At 40.5% G+C, this 3,861-nt stretch carries 6 protein-coding genes and 1 pseudogene; 2 read left to right on the forward strand and 5 right to left on the reverse strand.

The genetic code is table 11. The features are described 5' to 3' along the window. Nucleotides 1-28: 28 nt before the first annotated feature. The 5 genes from PSN35_RS06390 to PSN35_RS06410 all read right to left on the reverse strand — a co-directional run bounded on the left by PSN35_RS06390 (nucleotide 29) and on the right by PSN35_RS06410 (nucleotide 3,059). Complete coding sequence (locus tag PSN35_RS06390; RefSeq protein WP_300031045.1) at nucleotides 29-1,090, reverse strand: anthranilate phosphoribosyltransferase; 1,062 nt, start codon at nucleotides 1,088-1,090, stop codon at nucleotides 29-31. Then, on the reverse strand, nucleotides 1,087-1,383 hold the full coding sequence (locus PSN35_RS06395; RefSeq protein ID WP_300031048.1) for a Rieske 2Fe-2S domain-containing protein: 297 nt from the start codon (nucleotides 1,381-1,383) through the stop codon (nucleotides 1,087-1,089). Before PSN35_RS06395 ends, PSN35_RS06390 begins: the two co-directional genes overlap by 4 nt. Nucleotides 1,384-1,446: 63 nt before the next feature. After that, nucleotides 1,447-2,052 carry a transglycosylase SLT domain-containing protein gene (locus PSN35_RS06400; protein WP_300031051.1) on the reverse strand — a complete coding sequence of 202 codons (606 nt, stop codon included), beginning with the start codon at nucleotides 2,050-2,052 and terminating at the stop codon, nucleotides 1,447-1,449. Between the two features lies 1 nt (nucleotide 2,053). Beyond that, a complete protein-coding gene (locus PSN35_RS06405) occupies nucleotides 2,054-2,398 on the reverse strand; it encodes a cold shock domain-containing protein (protein WP_300031054.1) in 345 nt (114 codons plus the stop codon). A 10-nt stretch (nucleotides 2,399-2,408) separates the two neighbouring features. After that, nucleotides 2,409-3,059: a thiopurine S-methyltransferase gene (locus PSN35_RS06410; RefSeq protein ID WP_300031056.1), complete on the reverse strand. Its 651-nt coding sequence runs from the start codon at nucleotides 3,057-3,059 to the stop codon at nucleotides 2,409-2,411. Nucleotides 3,060-3,086: 27 nt separating this feature from the next. On the opposite strand from PSN35_RS06410, the gene PSN35_RS06415 reads away from it, so the two are divergent. Both PSN35_RS06415 and PSN35_RS06420 read left to right on the forward strand, forming a co-directional pair. Continuing rightward, a complete protein-coding gene (locus PSN35_RS06415) occupies nucleotides 3,087-3,587 on the forward strand; it encodes a redoxin domain-containing protein (RefSeq protein ID WP_300031059.1) in 501 nt (166 codons plus the stop codon). Next, a pseudogene (locus tag PSN35_RS06420) lies at nucleotides 3,569-3,861 on the forward strand (uracil-DNA glycosylase); the annotation flags it as partial. The gene PSN35_RS06415 and the pseudogene PSN35_RS06420, both read left to right, overlap by 19 nt.

Raw genomic sequence — 3,861 nt, forward strand, 5'->3', positions numbered from 1 at the left:
TTTTTTATATCCTATGATTATGTTCTAATTATAAACGATTCAATGCCTTGCCAGAGTCTAAGACTGTTCTTGTCATTTCAGCAGCTTCAACTAACGAGTCAGCCTTTTTAGTATGCCAAAGCACCAAAGAGGCGCTTAACACCAAGCCATCATAAAACATGCCTTGTTCACCTGATAAGGCCGCTTTACCGAGTTTGACGGTGTAGTCAGCCAATGCTTCAATATCATTGTGAACATCTAACTCAGCTGGAAAAGAAATCGCGCGCATGTCTTGTTCAATACCTAATGAAGCTGGCTCAATGTCGACACGATCTTTTTCTTCAATACCTTCGTAAGAGACCATTAAGCCTTTTTGACGCAGAGAAGGAATAACGCCGCCTTCAACACCACGAATCAACAATGCAGTATCCATGCCTGACTCATCAACCAAAGCGGCGTATTTAGGTGGATATGGCTTATGCACATAACCCAAAATAGAATGTGTCTTTCGCCCTCTTAAAGGCGTAATAAGTGTTTCTACCGTGTTAATCACAGTGCGCTTAATAATGCGATCACGTAGTGGTACTAAATTATGCAAACCTTGGCAATAGCTTGCTTGATCAACATAACTCCAGCCAATAGACGGATCTTCAATTCTTGATTTAGCATCAGCGGTTGAATGATCAACACTCAGCCCCATGGCGTTAACAATATGGCGATGGGTTAGGCCAAATTTAGGGCTAACACTATCTAGCCCATGAATAACACAAGGCAAACCTAATTCTGCCAATACAGCTGGTAAAAATGAAGAGATTGGAATCGATCGATTGTAACCACTGTATGGGTCGCCCAAATCTACCAAGTCATCAACATCGACTTGCTGTTTGTCACTTTCTGCCAAAATAGCAGCTAGCACACCTTTGTTTTCTTCTTCGGTTTCACGTTTCATGCGCAAAGCAATAAAGAAGATAGCTGATTGAACGTCATCAATCTCACCACGCAAAATAGCTTGCATGCCTGCTTTGGTTTCTTCAAAATCAAGATCTTTACTTAATTCAGGACCAGTGGCAATTCGCTGGATGATGGATTTCATTAATTCTTGTGAATTCATAATTGTATGTATATTTGGTTATTTTCTTGTTTAATGGGGTAAGTCTTTAGGCAATCAACATCCTCATCAGAACTATGGCCAGTGGCCAAATCAAAACTAAAACCGTGCAGTGAGCAGACAATTCGATTGTTTTTCAAACAACCTAGTGTTAGCTCGATATCCTCATGCGGGCAACGATTATCAGCACAATAAAGCTCACCATTATTTAAGGTGGCAAACAGCTTTTTACCTTCAACCTCAAAGCTAGCCATTGTGCCTTCTTTTGGCGCTTTATCTAATACTTTTGTCCACATAATTATTACTACTACTTTGGTCTACAAACTCAATAAGGTGATAGGCCTTGCCTATCACTTTAATTAAAACAAGCGCCAGATGCTATTACTATTTAACTCTGATGCGCATTGATTAAGTTGGCGCTTATAACGCTGGGCGTTGTTATCCACTTTGGTGGCTATTTTTTTCAACCAAGGTTTTTTGTTATACGATTTACTTTTAAAACCGCCAAGACCTTCGTGATACGCCAAATATTGATTGTAAGCATCAGATTTAGCAATGCCGAGGCGTTTTGACGATTGCACAATGTACCAGCCGACAAAATCTGCCGCATCGTCAAAATCATCACGATCAGCGCTATGATTACCTGTTTTCAGCTGATACCACTCCCAAGTATCATCCGTTACTTGAGCAAAGCCATAGGCAGTGGTTGGTCTAAACCAAGGCACAACACCAAACAGTTTTTCTCTAGGTGGCTTGGCATCAGAGGCAAAATTTGATTCTTGATACATAATCGCTAAAGACACGTGCGCTGGCGCACCATATTTTTTCTCAGCTGCTTTTACTGAGCGATACCAGCTCACTTCTTCATCCATCAAGCTGCAGATGTTGTTAACGGTTACCGCTGGCGTTGAAAAACAACCGCTCAACAGTATAGGCAACATTAGCAGTATCGCCAGCTTTTTCATCTTAGCCCGCTACGCTGGTAAAGAACACTTTGTAAATAACCACTGCTTGCGCCACAAACAAAATAGCTAGTGCCGCTTTGATTGTACCGTCAGATAAGCCAGTTGAAGCATTGGCACCCTTATTGGCTTTTGCCATTTTGGCACCATCTTCAAGTTCAACCTTGGTTGCCACTAAACCCTTGTCTGATTCTTCCGCATTAAATACAACACGAGTATTTGCCTTTAGGCGTGATTTATTAAAAATATTTTTTTGATGAACAAAATACTTTTCGCCATCGTCACCAGTAATAAATCCATATCCTTTTGTGCCAAACTGCGCCACAACACCTTTAATTTTTTTAGCCATTTTCTTTCCTTTAATATTTACGCAAACAATAAGTTGCTTTTTCAATAAAATCAACGTTAGAACGTTGAAACTTGGGCTCATTTTCCAGGTCATCAAAACATTGTAACTGCTGACACTCAAACCCTTTTTCATACAGTGACTCCACCTCTGCTTGATTAACCGCAAAAGGTGGGCCACTTATTTGTGATTGCGGATAATTCAATGTTAATAACAATACCCGACAACCAGGCGCTATTATAGCGTATAAATGCTGCGCATATTTCACCCTTAAATCTGATGGTAGCGCGATTAACGATGCCCTATCATAGACACCACGCACCTCAGCCAAATCCTTGGCGCTCAAATCAAAATAATCACCACATAAGATCTGAATATTTTCACCGATATAGCGGGTAAAAAATTTAGTTTTATTCGTTGTAAAGGTTAAGTTATTTTCTGCAAAAAATTGCTCAGCAGCCAACTCACTTAATTCAACACCTAGCACCTGATAGCCTTGATCAAGCAAATATAGCATATCAACACTCTTGCCACATAAGGGCACAAAAACACAATCACCCTGTTGCAATTCTAAGCAGTCAATAAACTCAATCAACTTACTATTAGGCTTTTGACGATGCCAGCCAATTTTTCCTTCTTTCCAGCGCTGTATCCAATCAGTCATGGCAATCCTTAAGTTATAATATTCAACATGCAAATCAAACGACCAAAACGTAAAACCATCATGCAGTTTATGATGGTTATTTTAGCCATTTTTATCATTCGCGCCTACCAACAGCAAGACTTAACTACTGGCATGGCGCCCAGCTTCACTTCTAAAACACTCAGTGGCGAGGTGATGAACGCCAATCCTCTGCCTGATCAGGGCGTGCTGGTGCATTTTTGGGCAGTATGGTGCCCGGTGTGCAAGCTTGAAAATGACAATATTCAAGCCATTTCAGAAGACTACAAAGTGCTTAATATTGCCATTCAATCAGGTGATGATCTAGAGATTGAAGCTTATGCCAAAGAAAATGACATGCAACTCAATAACCTTATTAACGACCAGTCTGGCTCCATTGCCAGGTTGTACGGCGTTAAAGGCACACCAACAAGTTTTTTTATTAATCCCAAAGGTCGAATTCAATTCACCGAAGTGGGCTACGTAACTACGTTAGGCTATCGTTTTCGATTATGGTGGGCAGGGTTATAAATAGCGACTGGTCTGAGTATTTAGACCCGTTATTTCAACAAGAATCTTTTCAACATTTGGATGATTTCTTATCCTATCAAGCCGGCCAAAATATAAAAATTTTCCCAGCTGAAAATCAAATTTTTAATGCTTTTGAGCTTAGCAGCTTTGCTAATACCAAAGTGGTTATCCTTGGTCAAGACCCTTATCATAATGAAGGCCAGGCGCATGGGCTTAGTTTTTCCGTGCCAGATGGGGTAAAAATTCCGCCATCACTCAGAAACATCTATCATGA

This window comes from Candidatus Thioglobus sp., assembly GCF_028599055.1.
GTDB lineage: Bacteria > Pseudomonadota > Gammaproteobacteria > PS1 > Pseudothioglobaceae > Thioglobus_A.

Coding starts and splice junctions, on each gene's coding strand:
- PSN35_RS06390 (WP_300031045.1), bottom strand. CDS start 1,090: ATGAATTCACAAGAATTAATGAAATCCATCATCCAGCGAATTGCCACT.
- PSN35_RS06410 (WP_300031056.1), bottom strand. CDS start 3,059: ATGACTGATTGGATACAGCGCTGGAAAGAAGGAAAAATTGGCTGGCAT.
- PSN35_RS06395 (WP_300031048.1), bottom strand. CDS start 1,383: ATGTGGACAAAAGTATTAGATAAAGCGCCAAAAGAAGGCACAATGGCT.
- PSN35_RS06400 (WP_300031051.1), bottom strand. CDS start 2,052: ATGAAAAAGCTGGCGATACTGCTAATGTTGCCTATACTGTTGAGCGGT.
- PSN35_RS06405 (WP_300031054.1), bottom strand. CDS start 2,398: ATGGCTAAAAAAATTAAAGGTGTTGTGGCGCAGTTTGGCACAAAAGGA.
- PSN35_RS06415 (WP_300031059.1), top strand. CDS start 3,087: ATGCAAATCAAACGACCAAAACGTAAAACCATCATGCAGTTTATGATG.